At 64.9% G+C, this 20,033-nt stretch carries 13 protein-coding genes; 10 read left to right on the forward strand and 3 right to left on the reverse strand.

Translation table 11 applies throughout. From position 1 onward, the window contains the following. The first annotated feature begins 1 nt into the window (after position 1). The gene (locus tag B8115_RS10835; protein ID WP_010627821.1) at positions 2 to 2,086 is read left to right on the forward strand and encodes a DNA translocase FtsK; all 2,085 of its coding nucleotides are present in this window, start codon (positions 2 to 4) and stop codon (positions 2,084 to 2,086) included. Positions 2,087 to 2,211: 125 nt separating this feature from the next. Continuing rightward, positions 2,212 to 2,841, forward strand: a complete 630-nt coding sequence (lolA, locus tag B8115_RS10840; protein ID WP_010627822.1) for an outer membrane lipoprotein chaperone LolA — start codon at positions 2,212 to 2,214, stop codon at positions 2,839 to 2,841. 237 nt (positions 2,842 to 3,078) lie between these two features. On the opposite strand, the gene B8115_RS10845 is transcribed toward lolA, so the two are convergent. Continuing rightward, positions 3,079 to 4,419: a replication-associated recombination protein A gene (locus B8115_RS10845; protein WP_010627823.1), complete on the reverse strand. Its 1,341-nt coding sequence runs from the start codon at positions 4,417 to 4,419 to the stop codon at positions 3,079 to 3,081. Between the two features lie 203 nt (positions 4,420 to 4,622). Between B8115_RS10845 and B8115_RS10850 the strand changes: the two genes are divergently transcribed. From B8115_RS10850 to B8115_RS10870, 5 genes are all read left to right on the forward strand, one after another. Then, the gene (locus B8115_RS10850) at positions 4,623 to 5,168 is read left to right on the forward strand and encodes a hemerythrin domain-containing protein (protein WP_026038047.1); all 546 of its coding nucleotides are present in this window, start codon (positions 4,623 to 4,625) and stop codon (positions 5,166 to 5,168) included. Between the two features lie 97 nt (positions 5,169 to 5,265). Beyond that, a complete protein-coding gene (murI, locus tag B8115_RS10855; protein ID WP_026038048.1) occupies positions 5,266 to 6,042 on the forward strand; it encodes a glutamate racemase in 777 nt (258 codons plus the stop codon). A 41-nt stretch (positions 6,043 to 6,083) separates the two neighbouring features. Further along, on the forward strand, positions 6,084 to 7,193 hold the full coding sequence (gene trmA, locus B8115_RS10860; RefSeq protein ID WP_010627826.1) for a tRNA (uridine(54)-C5)-methyltransferase TrmA: 1,110 nt from the start codon (positions 6,084 to 6,086) through the stop codon (positions 7,191 to 7,193). A 198-nt stretch (positions 7,194 to 7,391) separates the two neighbouring features. After that, complete coding sequence (locus B8115_RS10865; protein WP_010627827.1) at positions 7,392 to 12,233, forward strand: NAD-glutamate dehydrogenase; 4,842 nt, start codon at positions 7,392 to 7,394, stop codon at positions 12,231 to 12,233. 153 nt (positions 12,234 to 12,386) lie between these two features. Continuing rightward, a complete protein-coding gene (locus B8115_RS10870) occupies positions 12,387 to 13,427 on the forward strand; it encodes a quinone-dependent dihydroorotate dehydrogenase (RefSeq protein ID WP_010627828.1) in 1,041 nt (346 codons plus the stop codon). 116 nt (positions 13,428 to 13,543) lie between these two features. Here the strand turns inward: B8115_RS10870 and rmf are convergent, their stop codons facing one another. Further along, positions 13,544 to 13,750 carry a ribosome modulation factor gene (gene rmf, locus B8115_RS10875; RefSeq protein WP_010627829.1) on the reverse strand — a complete coding sequence of 69 codons (207 nt, stop codon included), beginning with the start codon at positions 13,748 to 13,750 and terminating at the stop codon, positions 13,544 to 13,546. A gap of 277 nt (positions 13,751 to 14,027) precedes the next feature. On the opposite strand from rmf, the gene rlmKL reads away from it, so the two are divergent. The 3 genes from rlmKL to B8115_RS10890 all read left to right on the forward strand — a co-directional run bounded on the left by rlmKL (position 14,028) and on the right by B8115_RS10890 (position 19,711). Further along, complete coding sequence (gene rlmKL, locus B8115_RS10880) at positions 14,028 to 16,241, forward strand: bifunctional 23S rRNA (guanine(2069)-N(7))-methyltransferase RlmK/23S rRNA (guanine(2445)-N(2))-methyltransferase RlmL (protein ID WP_026038049.1); 2,214 nt, start codon at positions 14,028 to 14,030, stop codon at positions 16,239 to 16,241. Further along, positions 16,238 to 16,591, forward strand: coding sequence for a glutaredoxin family protein (locus B8115_RS10885; protein ID WP_010627831.1), 354 nt, complete (start codon positions 16,238 to 16,240; stop codon positions 16,589 to 16,591). Before rlmKL ends, B8115_RS10885 begins: the two co-directional genes overlap by 4 nt. A gap of 123 nt (positions 16,592 to 16,714) precedes the next feature. Continuing rightward, positions 16,715 to 19,711 carry an EAL domain-containing protein gene (locus B8115_RS10890; RefSeq protein WP_010627832.1) on the forward strand — a complete coding sequence of 999 codons (2,997 nt, stop codon included), beginning with the start codon at positions 16,715 to 16,717 and terminating at the stop codon, positions 19,709 to 19,711. On the opposite strand, the gene B8115_RS10895 is transcribed toward B8115_RS10890, so the two are convergent. Beyond that, positions 19,706 to 19,987 carry a hypothetical protein gene (locus B8115_RS10895; protein WP_010627833.1) on the reverse strand — a complete coding sequence of 94 codons (282 nt, stop codon included), beginning with the start codon at positions 19,985 to 19,987 and terminating at the stop codon, positions 19,706 to 19,708. The two genes, B8115_RS10890 and B8115_RS10895, sit on opposite strands and share 6 nt — an antisense overlap. Positions 19,988 to 20,033 lie beyond the last annotated feature (46 nt).

Raw genomic sequence — 20,033 nt, forward strand, 5'->3', positions numbered from 1 at the left:
GCTGCCTACCGCCGCCATGCCGCTACGCGCCACCGATGACGTTCAGACGCCGGCAGCCAAGGCTACCTCTCCCGGCTTCCAGCCACCCGATCCCGAGACGGTGTCGTCCACGGCGGAGCCCGCAGCCCCCGAGCCTGCTGCACCGCGTGGGGAAGCACGGCGCGAGCCAGGGCTCGGCGATCTGCAGCCCGAAGAGTCGACCGATGCTTACGAGCCGCGGCTGAACTGGAACGACGTCGGTGGCGACGACTTCGAAGACGATGGCGATCTCGACGAGGCGAATGCGGACGAGGCCATGCCGCCTCAGACGGCCAGCGCTGCGCAACGCCCCACTGCCTATACCGATCAGGCCGAGGGTCTGCGGGCCTGGCGTGAGTCGGCCGGCCGGTCGGCTGCCACCGATGAGCCCTCATTGACGTTCATCGATGACGAGGAAGAAGACGAGAGCGAAAGTGGCGGCAGAGTCGCCACCGCCGAACAGGCACGTGCCGCGGCAGCGGAGCCCGATGGCCCCACGCTCTGGACGGTGGAGCATCTGCAGAGCCAGCGGCCCACCCTCGACGACATGCCGGAGCCGGACGGCGAGCTGCCCAGCCTGCGCCTGCTCACGCCGCCGGAGCCGCATCAGCAGAACTACACCGAGCAGCAACTGGCCGACATGGCCGAACTGCTCGAGACCCGCCTGCGCGAATACGGCGTCAAGGCCGAGGTGGTGCACACCTGGCCGGGGCCGGTGATCACCCGCTTCGAGATCAAGCCCGCCGCCGGGGTGAAGGTGTCGAAGATCAGCAACCTGGCCAAGGATCTGGCGCGCTCGCTGATGGTCAAGAGCGTGCGCGTGGTGGAGGTCATCCCCGGGCGACCCACGGTGGGCATCGAGATTCCCAATCCGCACCGGGCGATGATCCGTCTGCGCGAAGTGATCGACTCCGACCGCTACCAGCAGGAGGCTTCGGCACTGACCCTGGCGCTGGGCCAGGACATCGGTGGTGGCCCGGTGGTGGCCAACCTGGGCAAGATGCCTCACCTGCTGGTGGCCGGTACCACCGGCTCGGGCAAGTCGGTGGGCGTCAACGCCATGCTCATCTCGATGCTGCTCAAGGCCACACCGGACGAGCTGCGCCTGATCATGGTCGACCCCAAGATGCTGGAGCTTTCCGTCTACGACGGCATCCCGCATCTGCTGGCCCCAGTGGTCACCGACATGAAGGAGGCCGCCAACGCGCTGCGCTGGTGCGTGGCCGAGATGGAGCGGCGCTACAAGCTGATGGCGGCCATGGGCGTGCGCAACATCGCCGGCTTCAACGGCAAGCTCGACGAGGCCGGGCGTGCCGGCGCCCAGGTGGCCGACCCGCTGTGGGAGCCGCAGCCGTGGGAGATGCACGAAGCCCCACCGGTACTGGAGAAACTGCCCTACATCGTGGTGGTGATCGACGAATTCGCCGACATGTTCATGATCGTCGGCAAGAAGGTCGAAGAGCTGATCGCGCGTCTGGCGCAGAAGGCGCGGGCCGCCGGTATCCACCTGATACTGGCCACCCAGCGCCCCTCGGTTGACGTGGTGACCGGTCTGATCAAGGCCAACATCCCCACCCGCATGGCCTTCCAGGTGTCGTCCAAGGTCGATTCGCGCACCATTCTCGATCAGGGGGGCGCCGAGAATCTGCTGGGCCATGGCGACATGCTCTACCTGCCGGCGGGTTCGGGGCTGCCGACCCGGGTGCACGGGGCCTTCGTCGATGACGACGAGGTGCATCGGGTGGTGGAGGACTGGAAACGTCGCGGCGAGCCGGAATACGTCGACGAGATCCTCTCCGGCGGCGTCTCGGCCGACGCCCTGACCGGGCTCGAGGCCGATATGGGCGAGGGTGGCGGCGATGCCGAGCAGGATGCCCTCTACGACGAAGCGGTACAGTTCGTCACCGAGAGTCGCCGCGCCTCCATCTCGGCGGTGCAGCGGCGCTTCAAGATCGGCTACAACCGCGCGGCGCGCCTGGTGGAAGCCATGGAGGCGGCCGGCGTGGTCTCCTCGATGGGCACCAACGGCGGTCGTGAAGTGCTGGCGCCGCCGCCAGTGGGCAATTGATCGCCGTCGGCGACAGGCGACAACCATGCATCAATCATGAAAGTGCCGGCGGGCAATGCAACCCGCCGGCACGTAGCGGGTCCGAGTGACAGGATCCATTCAGGACCCGCCCAGGGAGAGAGACGATGAGTGTGAAGAAGACCCTAACTGCACTGGCCCTTACCCTCGTCATGCCGGCAGCCGCCTTGGCCAGCGAAGGTGCCGACCGGCTGACCAGTCTGTTGGAGCCACTGGAAACCCTCGAGGCGCGCTTCGAGCAGTTGATCCTCGACGGCAGCGGCGAGCGCCTGCAGCAGGCCAACGGCCAGATGTGGCTGTCGCGTCCCGGCAAGTTCCGCTGGGAGGTCGATGCGCCCTATCAGCAGGAGGTGATCTCCGACGGCAGCGAGGTCTATCTCTACGATCCCGATCTGGAGCAGGTCACCGTACAGGCGCTCGACCAGCGGGTCACCCACACCCCGGCGCTGCTGCTGTCGGGTAGCGCCCGCGAGCTGACCGATAGCTACGAGGTCACACGCCATCAGGAGGGCGGTGGCGAGAGCTTCCGGCTGGTGCCGAGATCGCCGGACACCCTGTTCGAAGAGCTGCAGATGACCTTCCGCGGCGAGCAGCTGGCGGCCCTGCAGATGATCGACAGCACCGGCCAGGAGACCGTCATTGAGTTCAGCGACGTGCGCACCAACCATGCCATCGACGAGCGTCGCTTCGCGTTCCAGATCCCCGAAGGGGCCGACGTGATCCGCGACACTCACTGATCCTCATTATCCACGGATAGTTCAAGCAGAACGCAAAGCGCCGCCCTTGAGGCGGCGCTTTCGTTAGGGAAACACTGCACAAATGGCTGCGCGAGCGAATCGCTGCGTTGCGCGGTGCGCGGAATCCTCACATATACCCCATATGCTCCGGTTCCTGTGCTCCGTGCGCCTAGCGCTTCATCTCGCTCGCCGATTTATTCAGCGTTTCCTTAGCTGGCGTCTTTCCGGCTCGCCTTGCTACTCGCCTGCGTTTCCGTCGGCCCGGGCATCCAGCTCGGCGCGCCAGGCCATCAGCTGGGCGTAGCGCTTCTCCTGGCCGTGTTCGCTGGGCTGATAGAAGGCCTCTCGCGGTACTTCCTCGGGCCAGCAGTCGTGCTGGCTGCCCGCCGGGTAGCCTTCCGGCTCGTTGTGGGCGTAGCGGTAGCCGTGGCCATGGCCCAGCGACTCCATCAGCTTGGTCGGGGCGTTGCGCAGGTAGGTGGGCACCTCCAGCCGCGGCTGAGCCGCCGTGAAGGCCTTGGCACGCTTCCAGGCCTGGTCGATGGCGTTGCTCTTGGGCGCGATGGAGAGGTGAATGGCGGCATGGGCGATGGCGCGCTGGCCCTCGTAGTCGCCCAGGCGCAGGTAGGCGTCCCAGGCTGCCATGACCAACGGCAGCGCGCGAGGGTCGGCATTGCCAACGTCCTCCGAGGCAATCGCCGCCAGGCGGCGAACCACGTCGAGCGGGTCGCCGCCGCCCTGGATGAAGCGGGCGATGTAGAGCAGGGCGGCGTCCTGGCGCGATGAGCGCACTGACTTGTGGATCGCCGAGAGCAGGTCGTAGTAGTGGTCGCCCTGCTTGTCGAAGGCGCTGGCCTGGTGGCCAAGCGCGGCATTCAGGGCCTCGCGGGGCAGGCGCTCGCCATCGCCCTCGACGACAGTGAAGTCGCAGGCGGTCTCCAGCATGCCCAGGGCGCGACGGGCGTCGCCGGCCGCGGCGCGGGCCAGCATGCCGAGCACTTCGTCATCCACGGCGATGCGGCGCTGGCCCAGGCCGCGCTCGTCGTCGTTCAGGGCGCGTCGCATCACTTCCATGAGCTCTTCTTCGTCGAGCGCAGTGAGCACATGCACGCGGGCCCGGGAGAGCAGGGCAGAGTTGACCTCGAACGAGGGGTTCTCGGTGGTGGCGCCGATCAACGTGAGCAGACCCGCCTCCACATGGGGCAGCAGGGCGTCCTGCTGGCTCTTGTTGAGCCGATGGATCTCGTCAAGGAAGAGCAGCGTGGGGCGGCCCTGGCCCTGCATGGCGCGCGCGCGATCAACGGCGGCGCGAATCTCCTTCACGCCCGCCATCACCGCGGAGAGTCGCTCCAGGTGGGCGCCGGAGTGTTCGGCAAGGATCTCGGCCAGGGTGGTCTTGCCGGTGCCGGGCGGCCCCCACAAGATCATCGAGCGCACGATGCCCGCCTCGGCCATGCGTCGCAGCGGCTTGCCTGGACCCACCAAGGCCTGCTGGCCCACGTAATCGTCGAGGCGGCGCGGGCGCATGCGATAGGCCAGGGGGGCGGAATCGTCAGACGCCTTACCGAAAAGGTCCATGGCATACTCCTTGGTGCTTGCAAATTCGACCTTGGGCGATGTGCGGGATCGGCATAAAGGGTCTAGGGTGATACAGCATCCCGCTTTTGCCCCGTGTCTCGTTGGCGACAAGACCGTATCTCGACGGCGACGAGACTGAACCTGCTCCTGTCCCGCGACTCCAACACTATACGCTCATCGTTAGAGGAGGCCTCGACATGCCCATGCTGACCCAACTGCGTCAGGATCATGCCAATATGGCGCGCATGTTGCACGTCCTTCAGCTCAAACAGAAGTCCCTCGCTGACGGAGAACGGCCCAACTTCAAGCTGGTCCGCGAAGTCGTCGATTACATTCTCGACTACATGGAAGAGTTCACCGTTCCCCTCGAACGCGTCTGCTCGGAGAGGCTTCAGGCCCTGGCGCCCGAAACCCAGGAATTGACCGAGCGGTTGTCCAGCGACTATCAGGCCTTGCGCAAGCGCCTGAATCAGCTATCCGGCGACATCGACATGATCCTGATGGATGCGGTCATCCCCATGGACCGATTTGCCGACGATCTCAAGGCCTACCTCGACGCGCACCGTGCCTATCTGCGCGATGAGCGCGAACTGCTGTTCCCGCTGATTCGCGAATACTTCAACGATCGCGACCTGGAGCTACTGGCCCAGGCGCTGCCGGAAGGCGCGGCGGCCAAGTTGGGGCGGCTGCAGGAAGCCTATCCGGAGCTATACGCCGAGCTGCGCGAGACCGCGGAACCGGCAGCCTGACGTCAGGCGGCGAAACGGGGGCTTCAGCTCGTTCGGCATGCTGCTAGAATAGAGCCCTTTGCAGCAGCCGAGCGATTTCAATGCGCCTCGTTTCGCCATGTCTGGCCCGATACTGATCTTCGATTCCGGCGTCGGCGGCCTGTCGGTCGTACCGTCATTGCGGCACCACCTGCCTGGTGCCGCCTTGGTCTATGCCTGCGACAACGCCATGTTGCCCTACGGCATCCGCCCCGATGCGTGGCTGGTGGAGCGCATCCTGGCCGTGTGCAAGGCCGCCGTGGCTGCGAGCGAATGCTCCGTCCTGGTCGTTGCCTGCAACACGGCCAGCACCCTGGCGCTGGATGCGCTGCGCGAACATCTGTCGGTTCCGGTGGTGGGGACCGTGCCGGCGATCAAACCCGCCGCTGCCCAGAGTCGCAGCCGGCACATCGGCTTGCTGGCCACCAGCGCTACCGTGGCGCGTCCCTATACCGACCGGTTGATCGAGACCTTTGCCGCCGACTGTCGTGTCACTCGGGTCGCCGCCGACCCCATGGTACGTGAGGTGGAGCGATTCCTGGCCGGCGATGAGCCGGACCAGGCGGTCATCGATGCCGTGACCGCCCCCCTGTGGGAAGCGCCCGATCTCGATACCGTCGTGCTCGGCTGCACTCACTTTCCGCTGCTCGCCGAGCGCATCGTGGCCGCCGCCCCCAGGCCGGTCCAACTGGTCGACTCCGGCGAGGCCATCGCCCGGCGTACCGCCCAGGTGGTGCAGGAGCTCGAGATCGCGAGCGGACGCGACGAGAGCCTGGCGACGGCGCCGGATGCCCGTCTGGCCCGTGCCGTGGCCACTTTCGGTTTCGACGAGCCGCGCCTGCTCATCGTCGGCTGACCCAATATTTTCTTTCCACCCTGCACACGTCAGGAGATGCCGTGTCCATTCCCGTTGTCGACCCCGAACGCTACGACCAGCAGCTGGCGACCAAGCGTGAGCGCATCAGCCGGCAGTTCGAGCGCTTTTCGCCGCCCCCGCTGGAGGTCTTTGCCTCGCCGCCGAGCCACTATCGGCAGCGCTGCGAATTCCGTCTGTGGCACGAGGGTGACGATCTCTTCTTTGCCATGTTCGAGGTCGACCCGGACGATCCCAAGCACAAGCGGGTGATTCGCCTGGACGACTATCCCGTCGCCAGCGGACGCATCAACGAGCTGATGCCTCGCCTGCGCGAGGCGCTGCTGGCTAGCGACGTGCTGCGCAGGCGACTGTTCCAGGTCGAGTTCCTGACCACGCTTTCCGGCGAGGCGCTGGTGACCCTCATCTACCATCGCCCGCTGGACGAGGCTTGGGAGAGTGAGGCACGACAACTGCAGCAGGCGCTCGACATCCTTATCATCGGTCGCTCGCGCAAGCAGCGCCTGGTGCTCGAGCGCGACCATGTCTGGGAGCGACTGGAGGTGGAAGGGCGCACCTTCCACTATCAGCAGGTGGAGAACAGCTTCACCCAGCCTAACGCCGAGGTCAGCCGGGCCATGCTGACCTGGGCCCGGGACGTGACCCGAGGGAGCCAGGATAGCGATCTGGTCGAGCTCTACTGCGGCAACGGTAACTTCACCGTGGCCCTGGCCGAGAACTTCCGCCGTGTGCTGGCCACCGAGATCTCGCGCACCTCCGTTGCCAGCGCGCAGCAGAACCTGGCGGCCAACGGTATCGACAACGCTGCGGTGGGGCGCATGTCGGCGGAAGAGTTCGCTGCTGCGCTGAAGGGCGAGAAGGGCGGCCGACGTGTGACCGAAATGGCGCTGGAAGCGTATGACTTTTCCACCGTGCTGGTGGATCCTCCGCGTGCCGGCCTCGACGAGGCAAGCTGCCGGCAACTGAGCGAATATTCGCGAGTCGTCTATATTTCATGCAACCCGGATACGTTGGAGCAGAACCTGGAGTCGCTGAGCCGCACGCATCGGATTGCCCGTTTCGCACTGTTCGATCAGTTCCCCTGGACCCATCACTGTGAATGCGGTGTGCTGCTGGAAAGAAACGTCGCTTGAGCCCTTGGTCCTGAAGAGTCTCGGGTTGTCAAGTAGCAAAACGTTCGGTCTCGATGCACAAGCGACATGCACCATGAGAAGGCTGGCAAGTCGATAGGGTGTGGCGCAGGGCTGAAGTAAGCTTCCCGACACGTGGCCGTGTGCCACGCCGATTCTTTCCCAGGGCCGACATGCGGCCCCAGGCAGCCGAGGTGAGGGATGCAATACGAGACGATCGAAGTGGGCCGGCAGGAGATTCTCAAGCAGCTGCGCGAGCGCCTGGATAGCCGACTCGAGAAGGCGCGGGCCGAAGAGGTGGAAGCGTTCGCCCGTCATTTTTACGCCACCGTGCCGCTCGAGGATCTGGCCGACCGCCGCCTGGACGACCTCTACGGCGCCACGCTGTCGGTTTGGCACTACATTCAGCACTTCGATCACGCCTCGCCCAAGGTGCGCGTCTTCAACCCCGATTTCGAGGAGCACGGCTGGCAGTCCTCCCACACCTTCGTTGCCGTGCTGCACGAGGATATGCCGTTTCTGGTCGACTCGGTGCGCATCGAGCTCAACCGGCGGGCGCTCACCGTGCATGCGATCCACAACGCCGTGCTGGCGGTGGAGCGCAACTCGAGCCACAACCTGGTGCGGGTCGGTTCACCGCGGGATGCCGATGCCCCCGAGCAGCGCGAATCGCTGATCGCCATCGAGATCGACCGCCACTCCAACCCCGAGGTGCTGGCCGACATCGAGGAGTCGCTGCGCGAGGTGCTGCGCGACGTGCGGATTGCCGTGGGCGACTACGACACCATGCACGAGCGCGCCCTGAAGGCAGTCGCCGAGCTCAAGGCCGGCCGTCCCGAGCAGATCGAGCCGGGCGACCACGAAGAGGCAATTGCTTTTCTCGAGTGGCTGGTGCGCGACAACTTCACCTTTCTGGGCTACGACGCCTTTACCATCGAGTCGGACGCCGACGGTGACCGCCTGGTCAAGGAGCAGGGCAGCGAACTCGGCGTGTTCCGTCTGGACCTGCCGCGCTATCAGGAGCGTATCCGCACCGAGCTGGGGATCGAGGGCAACCGTTTCGTGCTCGTGCCGCAACTGCTCTCCTTTGCCAAGAGTTCGCACCACGCCCGGGTGCATCGCCCCACCTATCCCGATTACGTCTCCATCGATCGCTATGATGAGCAGGGCCGTGTGATCGGCGAGCATCGCTTCCTTGGCCTGTTCACCGCCAGCGTCTACAACGAGTCGCCGCGCAACATTCCGCTGCTGCGGCGCAAGCTCAAGGCGGTGATGGAGATCGCCGGATTCAACCCCAAGGGGCACAACGGCAAGCAGCTGCTGCAGATCCTCGAGGTCTACCCCCGTGACGACCTGTTCCAGATCGATACCCAGGAACTGGCTCACACTGCGCTGGGCATTCTCGACATTCGCGAACGACGTCGCGTGCGCCTGTTCATCCGCACCGACCACTCCGGGCGCTTCCACTCCTGCCTGGTGTTCGTGCCGCGTGACGTGTTCTCCACCGATCTGCGGGTGCGTATCCAGAACCTGCTGTGCGAAGAACTCGACGCCACCTTCGGTGACTTCAACACCTATCTCTCGGAATCGATCCTGGCGCGTATCCAGTTCATCCTGCGCTTCCGTGGCGATGCCCCCCGTGAGGTCAACCTCAAGCGGCTCGAGGCCAAGGTGGCACAGCTGGCGCGCAGCTGGCGCGACGAGCTGCACGAGGCGCTGGTCGAAGGCTTCGGTGAGGAGCAGGCCAACCGGCTGATGGATCGCTTCCGCGACGCTTTCCCGGCCAGCTATCGCGACGACTTCGGTTCGCGCACGGCGGTGTTCGACCTGCAGCACCTGGCCGATCTCGATGCCGGCGAGCCGCTGGCGCTGACCCTCTATCGTCTGGTGGAGGAGGAGGGCAGCGGCGTCAATCTCAAGCTGTTTCAGCGCGATCGCACCATTCCGCTCTCCGACGTGCTGCCGGTGATGGAGAACCTGGGGCTGCGCGTGATCGGCGAGCGGCCCTACGAGATCGTCACTCCCGAAGTGCGCTACTGGCTGCACGACTTCGACCTCGAACATCACACCAGCACCGAGGTCAGCCTGCAGAAGATGCGTGAGCCCTTCATCGAGGCATTCAAGCGCATCTGGGTCGGCGAGGCCGAGAACGACGCTTTCAACCGCCTGGTGATCGCCGCCAACCTGGACTGGCGGGAAGTGGCCATGCTGCGGGCGTATGCCCGTTATCTGAAGCAGATCCGCTTCGGCATGTCGCAGGACTACATCGCCTCCGCGCTGACCAACTATCCCGAGATCACTCGTGAGCTGGTCGCGCTGTTCAAGCTGCGCTTCGACCCCGCGGAGCGTCCCGGCGAGGATGAGGTAGAGGCCTGCATCGAGCGACTCAACCGCCACCTCGACGGCGTGGCCAGTCTCAATGACGACCAGTTGCTGCGCCGCTTCATGGAGATGATCCAGGCCACCCTGCGCACCAACTACTATCAGCGCACCGCCGACGGTGGCTTCAAGGACTACATCGCCTACAAGCTGGATCCCAAGCACATCACCGGCATGCCCAAGCCGCGCCCGGTCTTCGAGATCTTCGTCTGTTCACCGCGGGTCGAGGGCGTCCACCTGCGCGGCGGCAAGGTTGCCCGCGGCGGGTTGCGCTGGTCGGATCGTCACGAGGACTTCCGCACCGAGGTGCTGGGGCTGGTCAAGGCGCAGCAGGTGAAGAACGCCGTCATCGTGCCGGTGGGGGCCAAGGGCGGCTTCGTTTGCAAGCGCCTGCCCGAGGGTGGCGATCGTGACGCCCTCCAGCAGGAGGGCATCGCCTGCTACAAGACCTTCATCCGGGCCCTGCTCGACGTGACCGACAATCTGGTCGGCGGCGAGGTGGTACCGCCCAAAGACGTAGTGCGTCACGACGATGACGACGCCTACCTGGTGGTGGCGGCCGACAAGGGCACGGCGACCTTCTCCGACATCGCCAACGAGATTTCCGTCGAGTACGGCCACTGGCTGGGCGACGCCTTCGCCTCGGGCGGGGCCAACGGTTACGACCACAAGAAGATGGGCATCACCGCTCGCGGTGCCTGGGAGTCGGTGAAGCGCCACTTCCGCAGCCTGGGGCTGAACACCCAGGAAGAGGAGTTCAGCGTGGTCGGCATCGGCGACATGGGCGGCGACGTGTTCGGCAACGGCATGCTGCTCTCCGACAAGATCCGCCTGGTAGGCGCCTTCAACCATCTGCACATCTTCGTCGACCCGAATCCCGATGCGGCGGCCACCTTCGCCGAGCGCAAGCGCCTGTTCGAGCTGCCGCGCTCCAGCTGGGAGGATTTCGACGCCTCGCTGATCTCGGAGGGCGGCGGCGTGTTCAAGCGCAGCGCCAAGTCGATCGCCATGACGCCGCAGATGAAGGAGGCCTTCGGCATTGCCGAGGACCGTCTCTCGCCCAATGACTTCATCCGCGCCATGCTCAAGTCGCAGGTCGACCTGCTGTGGAACGGCGGGATCGGCACCTACGTCAAGGGCAGCGCCGAGACCGACGCCATGGTCGGCGACAAGGCCAACGATGCGCTGCGCATCAACGGCGGCGAACTCAACTGCCGGGTGGTGGGCGAGGGCGGCAACCTGGGCCTGACCCAGCGTGGCCGCATGGAGGCCGCCGCCAAGGGCGTGCTGGTCAATACCGACTTCATCGACAATGCCGGCGGGGTCAACTGCTCCGACCATGAGGTAAACATCAAGATCCTCATCGACGAGGTGGTCAAGCGCGGCGACATGACCGACAAGCAGCGTAACCAACTGCTCGCCGACATGACCGAGGAGGTGGCCGATCTGGTCATCCTCGATAACTACCGCCAGACCCAGGCGCTGGATATCTCGGCCATCTTCTCGCGTCAGGGCATCGACCCGTACCGTCGCTTCATCAGCGAGCTGGAGGCCGCCGGGCAGATCGACCGGGAGCTGGAATTCCTGCCCACCGACGAGGAGCTGCTGGAGCGCGCCAACGAAGACCAGGGCATGACCCATCCGGAGCTGTCGGTACTGATCTCCTACTCCAAGAGCGTGCTCAAGGGCGAGGTGTTGGCCTCCGACGTGCCCGACGACCCCTACATCCAGCAGTATGTGGAGCGTATCTTCCCGCGGGTGCTGGTCGAGCGCTTCCCCGATGAGATGTACGATCATCGCCTCAAGCGCGAGATCGTCTCCACCCAGGTGGCCAACGATCTGGTCGATCACATGGGCATCGTCTTCGTGCGGCTGCTGATCGATTCCACCGGCGCCAGCCCGGCCGATATTGCCCGTGCCTACATCATTGCCCGCGACAGCTTCCAGCTCTCCAACCTGTGGGAGCGTATCGAGGCGCTGGACAACCAGGTGCCGAGCCAGGTGCAGTACACCATGATGACGGATCTCATCCGCCTGATCCGGCGTACCACCCGCTGGTTCCTGCGTCAGCGTCTGGGTCTCTCCACCCGCGATGCCATCGAGTACTTCGCCCCGCGTGTGGCTCAGCTGCAGGAGAGCATCGGCGAGCTGCTGCGCGGCGAGGAGCGCGAACGCTGGGAGCACAAGCGCGGTGAGCTGCTCGAGGCCGGCGTGCCCGAAGAGCTGGCGGCCACGGTGGCGGCCTCGGGAAGCCTGTACGGTGCACTCGGCATCATTCAAGCGGCCCGTCAGGCCGACGAGAAGCCGCAGCGCGTGGCCGAGGTCTTCTTCGAGATCGGCAATCGTCTCGAGCTGCCCTGGATGATTCAGCAGGTAAGCAATCTCAACGTGCGCGACAGCTGGCAGGCCCAGGCTCGCGAGACCTTCCGCGACGACATCGACCGCCAGCAGCTGGCACTGACGGTGAGCGTGCTCAAGACCGATGACGGGCGTGAGCCCGACGAGCGCGTCGACAACTGGCTGGCCACGCATGCCTCGCTGCATGAGCGCTGGTGCCGCTTGATCGCCGAGGTACGTGGCGGCGGCAGCCAGTCGAGCTTCCCGCTGTTTGCCGTGGCCGTACGCGAACTGGTCGATCTGGCCGAGAGCAACGGCGAAGCCTGACCGAGACGGCAACTCTGCGGTACTGCGAACCCCGCCCATGGCGGGGTTCGTCGTCTTGGCTTGGTAGCGCTGCTATAATCCGCCCGCCTTTCAACCGGGCCTATCGCCAACCGCCCATTGCCAACCACCTATCGCCAACCGCCAGGAGATCCCATGTACGCGCTTGCCCGCTCGATCCTGTTTCGCCTCGACGCAGAAACCGCCCACGGCCATGCGCTGCGTGCCCTGGATCTGGCCCACCGCCTGAAGCTTTTGGGCGTGCTGGGCGGCAAGCGAATCGACGACCCGGTGGAGCTGATGGGGCTGCGCTTTCCCAATCGGGTGGGGCTGGCGGCGGGGCTGGACAAGAATGCCGATCACCTCGATGCGCTGGGTGCGCTCGGCTTCGGCTTCGTCGAGGTGGGCACCGTCACGCCCAAGCCCCAGGACGGCAACCCCAAGCCGCGCCTGTTTCGTCTGCCTGAGGGTGGCGCGATCATCAATCGCATGGGCTTCAATAACGCCGGGGTGGACCACCTGGTGGCGCGGGTCAAGGCAGCACGCTACGACGGCGTGATCGGTATCAACATCGGCAAGAACCTCACCACGCCGGTGGAGCGCGCGGTGGACGACTACCTGATCTGCCTGGAGAAGGTGCACGCCCATGCGCATTACGTGACGGTCAACATCTCCTCGCCCAATACCCCGGGACTGCGCAATCTGCAGTTCGGCGAGCACCTCGATACGCTGCTGGGCACCCTGCGCGAGGCGGGTGATCGGCTGGACCAGAGCGCAGGGCGGAAGGTGCCGCTGGCGGTCAAGATCGCGCCGGACATGAGCGCCGAGGAGGTGGGGCTGGTGGCGGCGAGCATCGCCCGCAGCGGTATCGATGCAGTGATCGCCACCAATACCACGGTGTCGCGAGAAGCGGTGGCCGGGCTGCCCCATGCCGACGAGCAGGGCGGACTTTCCGGGCGGCCGGTATTCGAGCCCTCCAATCTGGTGATTCGCGAGCTGCGTCGTCACCTGCCCGCGTTGCCGATCATCGGTGTGGGCGGGATCGACAGTGGAGACGCGGCGGTGGCCAAGGCCGAGGCGGGTGCCGATCTGGTGCAGCTCTATTCGGGCTTCATCTACCGCGGACCGGAGCTGATCGCCGAGTGCGCCGAGGCGTTGAAAGCGGCCGGTGTTCACTCCGGCAAAACGAGGGGGTAGAGGCACTGTCGGCACAAGAAAGCCCGTGCAAGGCACGGGCTTAGCTCGTTCTCCACCGTTCGACGACGGTGAAGGGATATCGGGTTGGTCGAGAAAGAGACTTACAGCATCATGGTTTATAGAACCATGGGGTTCTTGTGAATGCCGGAGACACCGGTCATGCCGGCCCATTGGTCTCCTCGGCCTTCACGCCAACCGCTCATCCAGTATTCACGTATGTTGACATCCTGACTGGGACAGTCGTCGCGGGAGCGCCCGGAAATGCCAGCCTTGTAGCCATGAAGGTAGGCGCGTTGGTAGCGATCACGTTTCTGTCTTTTCATCGGATGACCTCTTGTAAAGGTACCAATTTGGGACGCACGACATGCACGCCCCGACGTTCCACCGTTCGCCTAGCCGTTATTCAGTCCCTTAACGACGGCAGAGCGAGGTCATGCGGGACCAGAGGCCCGCTGGGTGAACGCATGCGTCTTTTACAGTAGCTACCATGACTACTCTTAGCCCATCATGGGGGGCATTGTCGACCTATGTTTCGTCATAAGACCGAGACAAAATTGTAACGAAAGGAATATGCCCGGCCGAAGGGGGCGGGAACGTCGCATGAGTGATTCATTGCAAAGGGAAACATCGGCCCTGCTTGCCACCTGTCCCAAGGGACTGGAAGAACTGCTGGCCGACGAGCTGCGCGCGCTGGGAGCGGAAGTCGACAGGAGTACGGTGGCCGGCGTGCATTTTCGCGCCGATCTGGCCACGGCCTATCGCGCCTGCCTGTGGTCGCGGCTGGCCAATCGTATCGTGCTGTGCCTGCTGCGCGAAGAGGGCATCGAGCACCCCGAGGCGCTGCATCGGGCCGTGGCCGGAGTGGACTGGTCGGCTCATCTGCGTCCTGGCGCCACCCTGGCGGTGGATTTCCATGGCCGCAGCGAGCAGATTCGTCATACCCGCTTCGGTGCCCAGACGGTCAAGGACGGCGTGGTCGATGCGCTGCAGGCACAGGGGCGGCCGCGCCCCGACGTCGACCTGCAGCGTCCCGATCTGCGGCTTTATGCCCATCTGCACCGGGGGCGTCTCACCCTGGGCGTGGATCTCTCCGGCGAGAGCCTGCATCGTCGCGGTTACCGTCGCGACGTGGGGCATGCCCCGCTCAAGGAGAACTTGGCGGCGGCGCTGCTCATCCGTGCCGGCTGGCCGCAGCGCCTGCGCGACGGTCAGGCGCTGGTCGACCCGCTGTGCGGTGCCGGCACGCTGCTGATCGAGGCGGCGCTGATGGCTGCCGACATGGCACCCAATCTGAACCGGGTGCGCTTCGGTTTTCACGGCTGGGCGCAGCACGACGAAGCGCTTTGGGCCGAGCTCAGGCGCGAGGCCGAGGCCCGTGCCAGCATCGGCCGCAAGCGCTGCCGCAGCCGGCTCTGCGGCTTCGACCAGAGCCCACCGGCGCTAGCGGCAGCAAAGGCCAACGCCATGCGAGCCGGCATTCCGGCACTGATCGACTTCCAGGGCGCCTCGCTTGGCCAACTGCAGCGGCCTTCCGAGTTGGGCGATGAGGTGCGAGGCCTGGTCATCACCAACCCGCCATACGGCGAGCGGCTGGGCGAGCTGCCCGAGCTGGTGACGCTCTATCGTGAGCTGGGTGAGGGCATACGGCAGGCATTTCCCGGCTGGCGCCTGGCGGTGTTCACCGCCAATCCCGATCTCGGCCATCGAATTGGCCTGCGCGCCGACAAGCAGTATTCGCTGAAGAACGGCCCGCTCGAGGCCAAGCTGCTGTTGATGGACGTTCCCGACGCGGCGGACGTCGCCCAGGACGCTGGGGCGGGTAGCGCTTCCGGCGCGGCGACGCCCCGACGCAGCGAGGGGGCGCAAATGTTCGCCAACCGCCTGGAGAAGAACCGCAAGCGGTTGAAGAAGTGGCTCAAGCAGTCGGGTGAGAGCTGCTACCGGCTCTACGATGCCGACATGCCGGAGTACGCCCTGGCGGTGGATGTCTACGATGGGCGGGTGCACGTTCAGGAGTACGCAGCGCCGCGCTCGGTGAATGCCGCCCAGGCGCAGAAGCGCCTGTTCGACGCTCTGCAGGTGATTCCCGAGGTGCTGGGCGTCGACCCGGGGCAAGTGGTGATCAAGCGTCGCGAGAAGCAGAGCGGCAAGGACCAGTACCGCAAGCAGGCCAGCACCGGTGAGCGTTTCCAGGTGCACGAAGGGCGTGCCAGGCTATGGGTCAACCTGCGTGACTATCTCGACACCGGGCTGTTCCTCGACCATCGCCCGGTACGTCGCATGCTGGGCGAGATGGCGGCGGGCAAGCGCTTCCTCAACCTGTTCTGCTACACCGCCGCGGCCACGGTGCAGGCTGCGTTGGGTACGCAAGAGGCGGGCGGTGCCACCGACAGTGTCAGCGTCGATCTCTCCAACACCTATCTGGAGTGGGCGCGGGACAACTTCGCCCTCAACGGCCTCGATCCGGCGCGCCATCGTGTGGTGCGCGACGACTGCCTGCGCTGGTTGGAAACCGCCAGGGCCGAGTTCGACCTGATCTTCCTCGATCCGCCGACGTTCTCCAATTCCAAGAAGATGGAGGGCACGCTCGACGTGCAGCGCGACCACGTGCGTCTGGTCTCGCTGGCCATGGCGCGGCTGGCCGCGGGCGGAACCCTGGTGTTCTCCAACAACCAGCGCCGTTTCCAGCTCGACCCGGGCCTGGCTGAGCGCTTCACCGTGGCGGAAATCTCGGCGCGCACTTTCGATCCGGACTTCACTCGCCGCCCCGACATTCATCATGTATTTTTAATTCGTCACCGGGAGGGAGCATGACCCACCTGACGCTCTACACCACGCTGGGCTGTCATCTGTGCGAGCGTCTCGAAGCCTTGCTGGACGTGCTGCATGAGGGTGAATACCGGCTGAACAAGGTCGAGATCAGCGAAGACGAGGCATTGATGCAACGCTACGGCGTGCGCATCCCGGTGCTGGTGGACGAAGCGGGCGAGGAGCTCGACCTGGGCTTCGAGCCGCCGCGGCTGGCCAACTGGTTGGCCGAGCGCGGCCGTCTCGATGAAGCCGCCTGGCGGCGGCTGCAGGGCGGAGAGGGCGAGCCAGAGCGCGGCGGGCATGATACCGCCAGGACGCCCGCCCGCTCCGGAGGAAGACGCTATCTGGGCTGACAGGCTACGTTGACCCAGCGTATACCAGGCCTCCGTTTCTCTGTGGTGAGACGGCGGCGCATTGGTGACAATTAGAACAGCATGGGCTCGTGGGCTCGTGGGCTCGTGGGCACGGGGGTGGGGATGAATGCACCGCAACGCAGGCGGTGGCAGCGCACTGCTCTGGCCGGCATGCTGCTGGCCTTGGTCAGCTCGGTGTCGGGTGCCGATCACGGCGGTATCGCGCTGACCGAGGAGGAGCGGCGCTATCTACACGAAAACGAACCCATCGTCTTCGTCAGCCAGACGCGCTATCCCCCCTTCGAATTCCTCGATGCCAGCCAGCAGCCTCGCGGCATGATGGTGGAGCTGGCCCAGTGGATTGCCACCGAGGCCGGGTTCCACGCCGAGTTCACCGATACAGTTTTTCAGGAAGCACAGCAGCGTGTATTGAGCGGCGAGGCGCATGTTCTCACCAGCTTTTTCTACAGCGAGGTGAGGGACCGACAGTTCGACTTCACGCAAACGGTCTTCGAAGTGCCTGCCTCGATCTTCGTCTCTGCCGGGCGCCCCGACATCGCGCTGGTCTCGGATCTCGATGGCAAGCGGGTGGCCACCCAGCGCGGCGACTATGCCAAGGAGTATCTGGCCGGGCTGGGGCTCGAGTTCGAACTGGTACAGACCGACGATTTCGCCAGTGCTGCGATGGCCGTGATCGAGGGGCGTGCCGACGCCATGGTCGGCGACGAGCAGATCGTGCTCTATCACCTCTACAGCAGCGGTCTGCACGAACTGATGAAACGGGTGGGTGAGCCGCTGTACGTTGGTCTGAACGCCATGGCCGTAGCGGACGACAACCACCTGCTTCAATCGATCCTGAACAAAGGGATCGAACACGCTCGCGCCAGCGGCACGCTCGATCGCCTCCAGGAGAAGTGGGTGGGGGCCGCGCTGCCCGGGAGAGTCGAGTTCGACTGGCGCGATTACTGGCTCTACGCTGCGGGTCTCGCGCTGTTGCTGGCCTTGATCGTCACGTGGAACGTCCGGTTGCGCCAGTTGGTGGCACGCAAGACGGCGGAGATCGAACTGGCCGCCAGTGTGTTCCGGCATGCCCGGGAGGGGATCGTCATCACCGATGCCCGGGGCGACATCCTCGACATCAACGACGCCTTCTCGCGCATCACGGGCTATCATCGCGACGAGGTGCTGGGCAAGAATCCACGCCTGCTACAGTCGGGGCGGCAGAGCGATGCCTTTTACCGTGAACTCTGGAAAGCGCTGCTCGAGCGCGGCTCCTGGGAAGGGGAGATATGGAACCGGCGCAAGAACGGTGAAGTCTTTCCGGAACTTCTGACCATTTCCAAGGTGGGTGGTAGGCAGGGCCAAGTGTCCCACTATGTGGGAATTTTCACCGACATCAGCCGCCAGAAGCAGCATGAGCAGCAGCTACAGAACCTGGCCTTCTATGACAGCCTGACCGGGCTGCCAAACCGTATCCTGTTGTCCGACCGGCTGCGTCAGGCCATGTTGACGGCGCGGCGCAGCGGCTGCCAGGTCTCCCTGGCCTACATCGACCTGGACGGCTTCAAGGAGATCAACGATCAGTATGGCCACGTTTTCGGCGACCGGGTCCTGGTGACCATTGCCGAGCGGTTGACGTCGACCCTGCGCGAAGCCGACACGGTGGCTCGTTTCGGCGGCGACGAGTTCATTCTCGTGCTGCCCGAGCAAAGCGATACGGCGAACGTGAACGGTCTGATGGTGCGCCTGCTCGACCACATCGCGGAGCCGATCGACATCGAGGGGAATCGCCTTTACGTCTCGGGCAGCATCGGGCTGGTGCATTGCGCCCCCGACGACGATATCGAGCCCGAGCAGCTCATCCGGCAGGCCGATCAGGCCATGTACCAGGCCAAGCAGGCGGGCAAGAATCGCTTTCATGTCTTCGATGCCGAGCACGACAGGGCGGTGCGCGGACATCTCGAGAGTCTCGAGCGTATTCGCGAAGCCCTGACCAGCGAGGAGTTCGTGCTTCATTATCAGCCCAAGGTCAACATGGCGACGGGCGAGGTGCTCGGGGTAGAGGCACTCATCCGCTGGCAGCATCCTCAGCGCGGGCTGTTGGCCCCTGCTTCCTTCCTGCCGGTGATCCAGCAGCATCCGCTGGCCGTCGATCTGGGCGAATGGGTGCTGGCCCACGCTCTGGACCAGTTCGAGACCTGGGCCGCGGCGGGTATCCGGCTGCCGGTCAGCGTCAACATCGACGCCCTGCATCTTCAGCAGCCCAGCTTCGTCGAGCATCTGCGCGCCGAGATCGAGCGTCATCCCAGCGTGACGCCGGGCGACCTGGTACTGGAGGTGCTGGAGACCAGCGCGCTGAGCGATGTCGCTCATGTTGCCAACGTGATGAAGGCGTGCCATGCCCTTGGCGTCGACTTCGCGCTCGATGACTTCGGTACCGGATACTCCTCGCTCAGCTATCTTCGCCATCTGCCTGCCAGTGCAATCAAGGTCGACCGCAGCTTCGTGCGCGACATGCTCGACGACCCGGAGGATCTGACGATTCTCGAAGGCGTGCTGGGGCTTGCCGTCGCATTTCGCCGCGAGATCATTGCCGAGGGGGTGGAAACCCTGCAGCACGGACGTCTGCTGCTGGCGATGGGGTATCAAGTCGGGCAGGGCTACGCCATTGCCCGCCCCATGCCGGCTGAATCGATCCCCACGTGGCTCGAAACCTGGCGTCCCGATCCATCATGGCGGCAGCGACAGCCGGCCCGGCAGGCGGAGCTGCGGGCCATTTACGCCATGGTCGATCATCGCTCCTGCGCAGCTGGTGTTTTGGATTACCTGAAAGGTGAACGTCACGACCTTCCCGAGACGGGCTGCGGCCAATGTCGTCTGCAGCAGTGGCTGTCTGAGCAGGAAGCCGAGCCGGTCGCGACGGCCACCCCCTTGGGGCGAATCGCCAGGTTGCATGCCACCTATGACCGACTGGTGCAGGAGGCGCTGGAGGTCCGGCAGGGGGGGAGGAATCAAGGCTTGGTGCCGCTGACCCGACGGGTGGCCGAGGTCAGCGAGGAACTGCAAGGCTTGTTGCAGCACTGGATAGACGAAAAGAAGCTCGGCAGAGAGGAGCTATAGCACATCCAGCAGCGAGAGCTGCCGCACTGCCGCCTGCCCTTCGGCGCTCTCTGCCTCGACCTCCAGCACCTTGCGTAAGCCGCGTGAGGATTGGATAGTGGCTTCGTCGGCGAGCCACATCCTGGCCTGATCGTGATCGTCGGCGAGCATGTGCTTGAGGCCGCCGAACTGAGTGCCGATCTGGCCCCAGGCGCGGCTGAAGATCCAGTCGCCGAACATGTCCTGGTGGATGTGCACCAGCACGTAATCGTGGTCACTTTCCCAGCGGACGATCACATTCGCTCCCCGTGACGGAATAAAGAAAACATTGGCTCTGCCGATA

This window comes from Halomonas sp. KM-1 (assembly GCF_000246875.1).
Classification (GTDB): domain Bacteria; phylum Pseudomonadota; class Gammaproteobacteria; order Pseudomonadales; family Halomonadaceae; genus Halomonas; species Halomonas aerodenitrificans.

Excerpts from the sequence above, each read along its gene's own strand:
- B8115_RS10865 (WP_010627827.1), top strand. The coding sequence starts at position 7,392 with ATGCAATACGAGACGATCGAAGTGGGCCGGCAGGAGATTCTCAAGCAG.
- B8115_RS10850 (WP_026038047.1), top strand. The coding sequence starts at position 4,623 with ATGCTGACCCAACTGCGTCAGGATCATGCCAATATGGCGCGCATGTTG.
- B8115_RS10890 (WP_010627832.1), top strand. The coding sequence starts at position 16,715 with ATGAATGCACCGCAACGCAGGCGGTGGCAGCGCACTGCTCTGGCCGGC.
- B8115_RS10870 (WP_010627828.1), top strand. The coding sequence starts at position 12,387 with ATGTACGCGCTTGCCCGCTCGATCCTGTTTCGCCTCGACGCAGAAACC.
- B8115_RS10885 (WP_010627831.1), top strand. The coding sequence starts at position 16,238 with ATGACCCACCTGACGCTCTACACCACGCTGGGCTGTCATCTGTGCGAG.
- B8115_RS10845 (WP_010627823.1), bottom strand. The coding sequence starts at position 4,419 with ATGGACCTTTTCGGTAAGGCGTCTGACGATTCCGCCCCCCTGGCCTAT.
- rlmKL (WP_026038049.1), top strand. The coding sequence starts at position 14,028 with ATGAGTGATTCATTGCAAAGGGAAACATCGGCCCTGCTTGCCACCTGT.
- rmf (WP_010627829.1), bottom strand. The coding sequence starts at position 13,750 with ATGAAAAGACAGAAACGTGATCGCTACCAACGCGCCTACCTTCATGGC.
- lolA (WP_010627822.1), top strand. The coding sequence starts at position 2,212 with ATGAGTGTGAAGAAGACCCTAACTGCACTGGCCCTTACCCTCGTCATG.
- murI (WP_026038048.1), top strand. The coding sequence starts at position 5,266 with ATGTCTGGCCCGATACTGATCTTCGATTCCGGCGTCGGCGGCCTGTCG.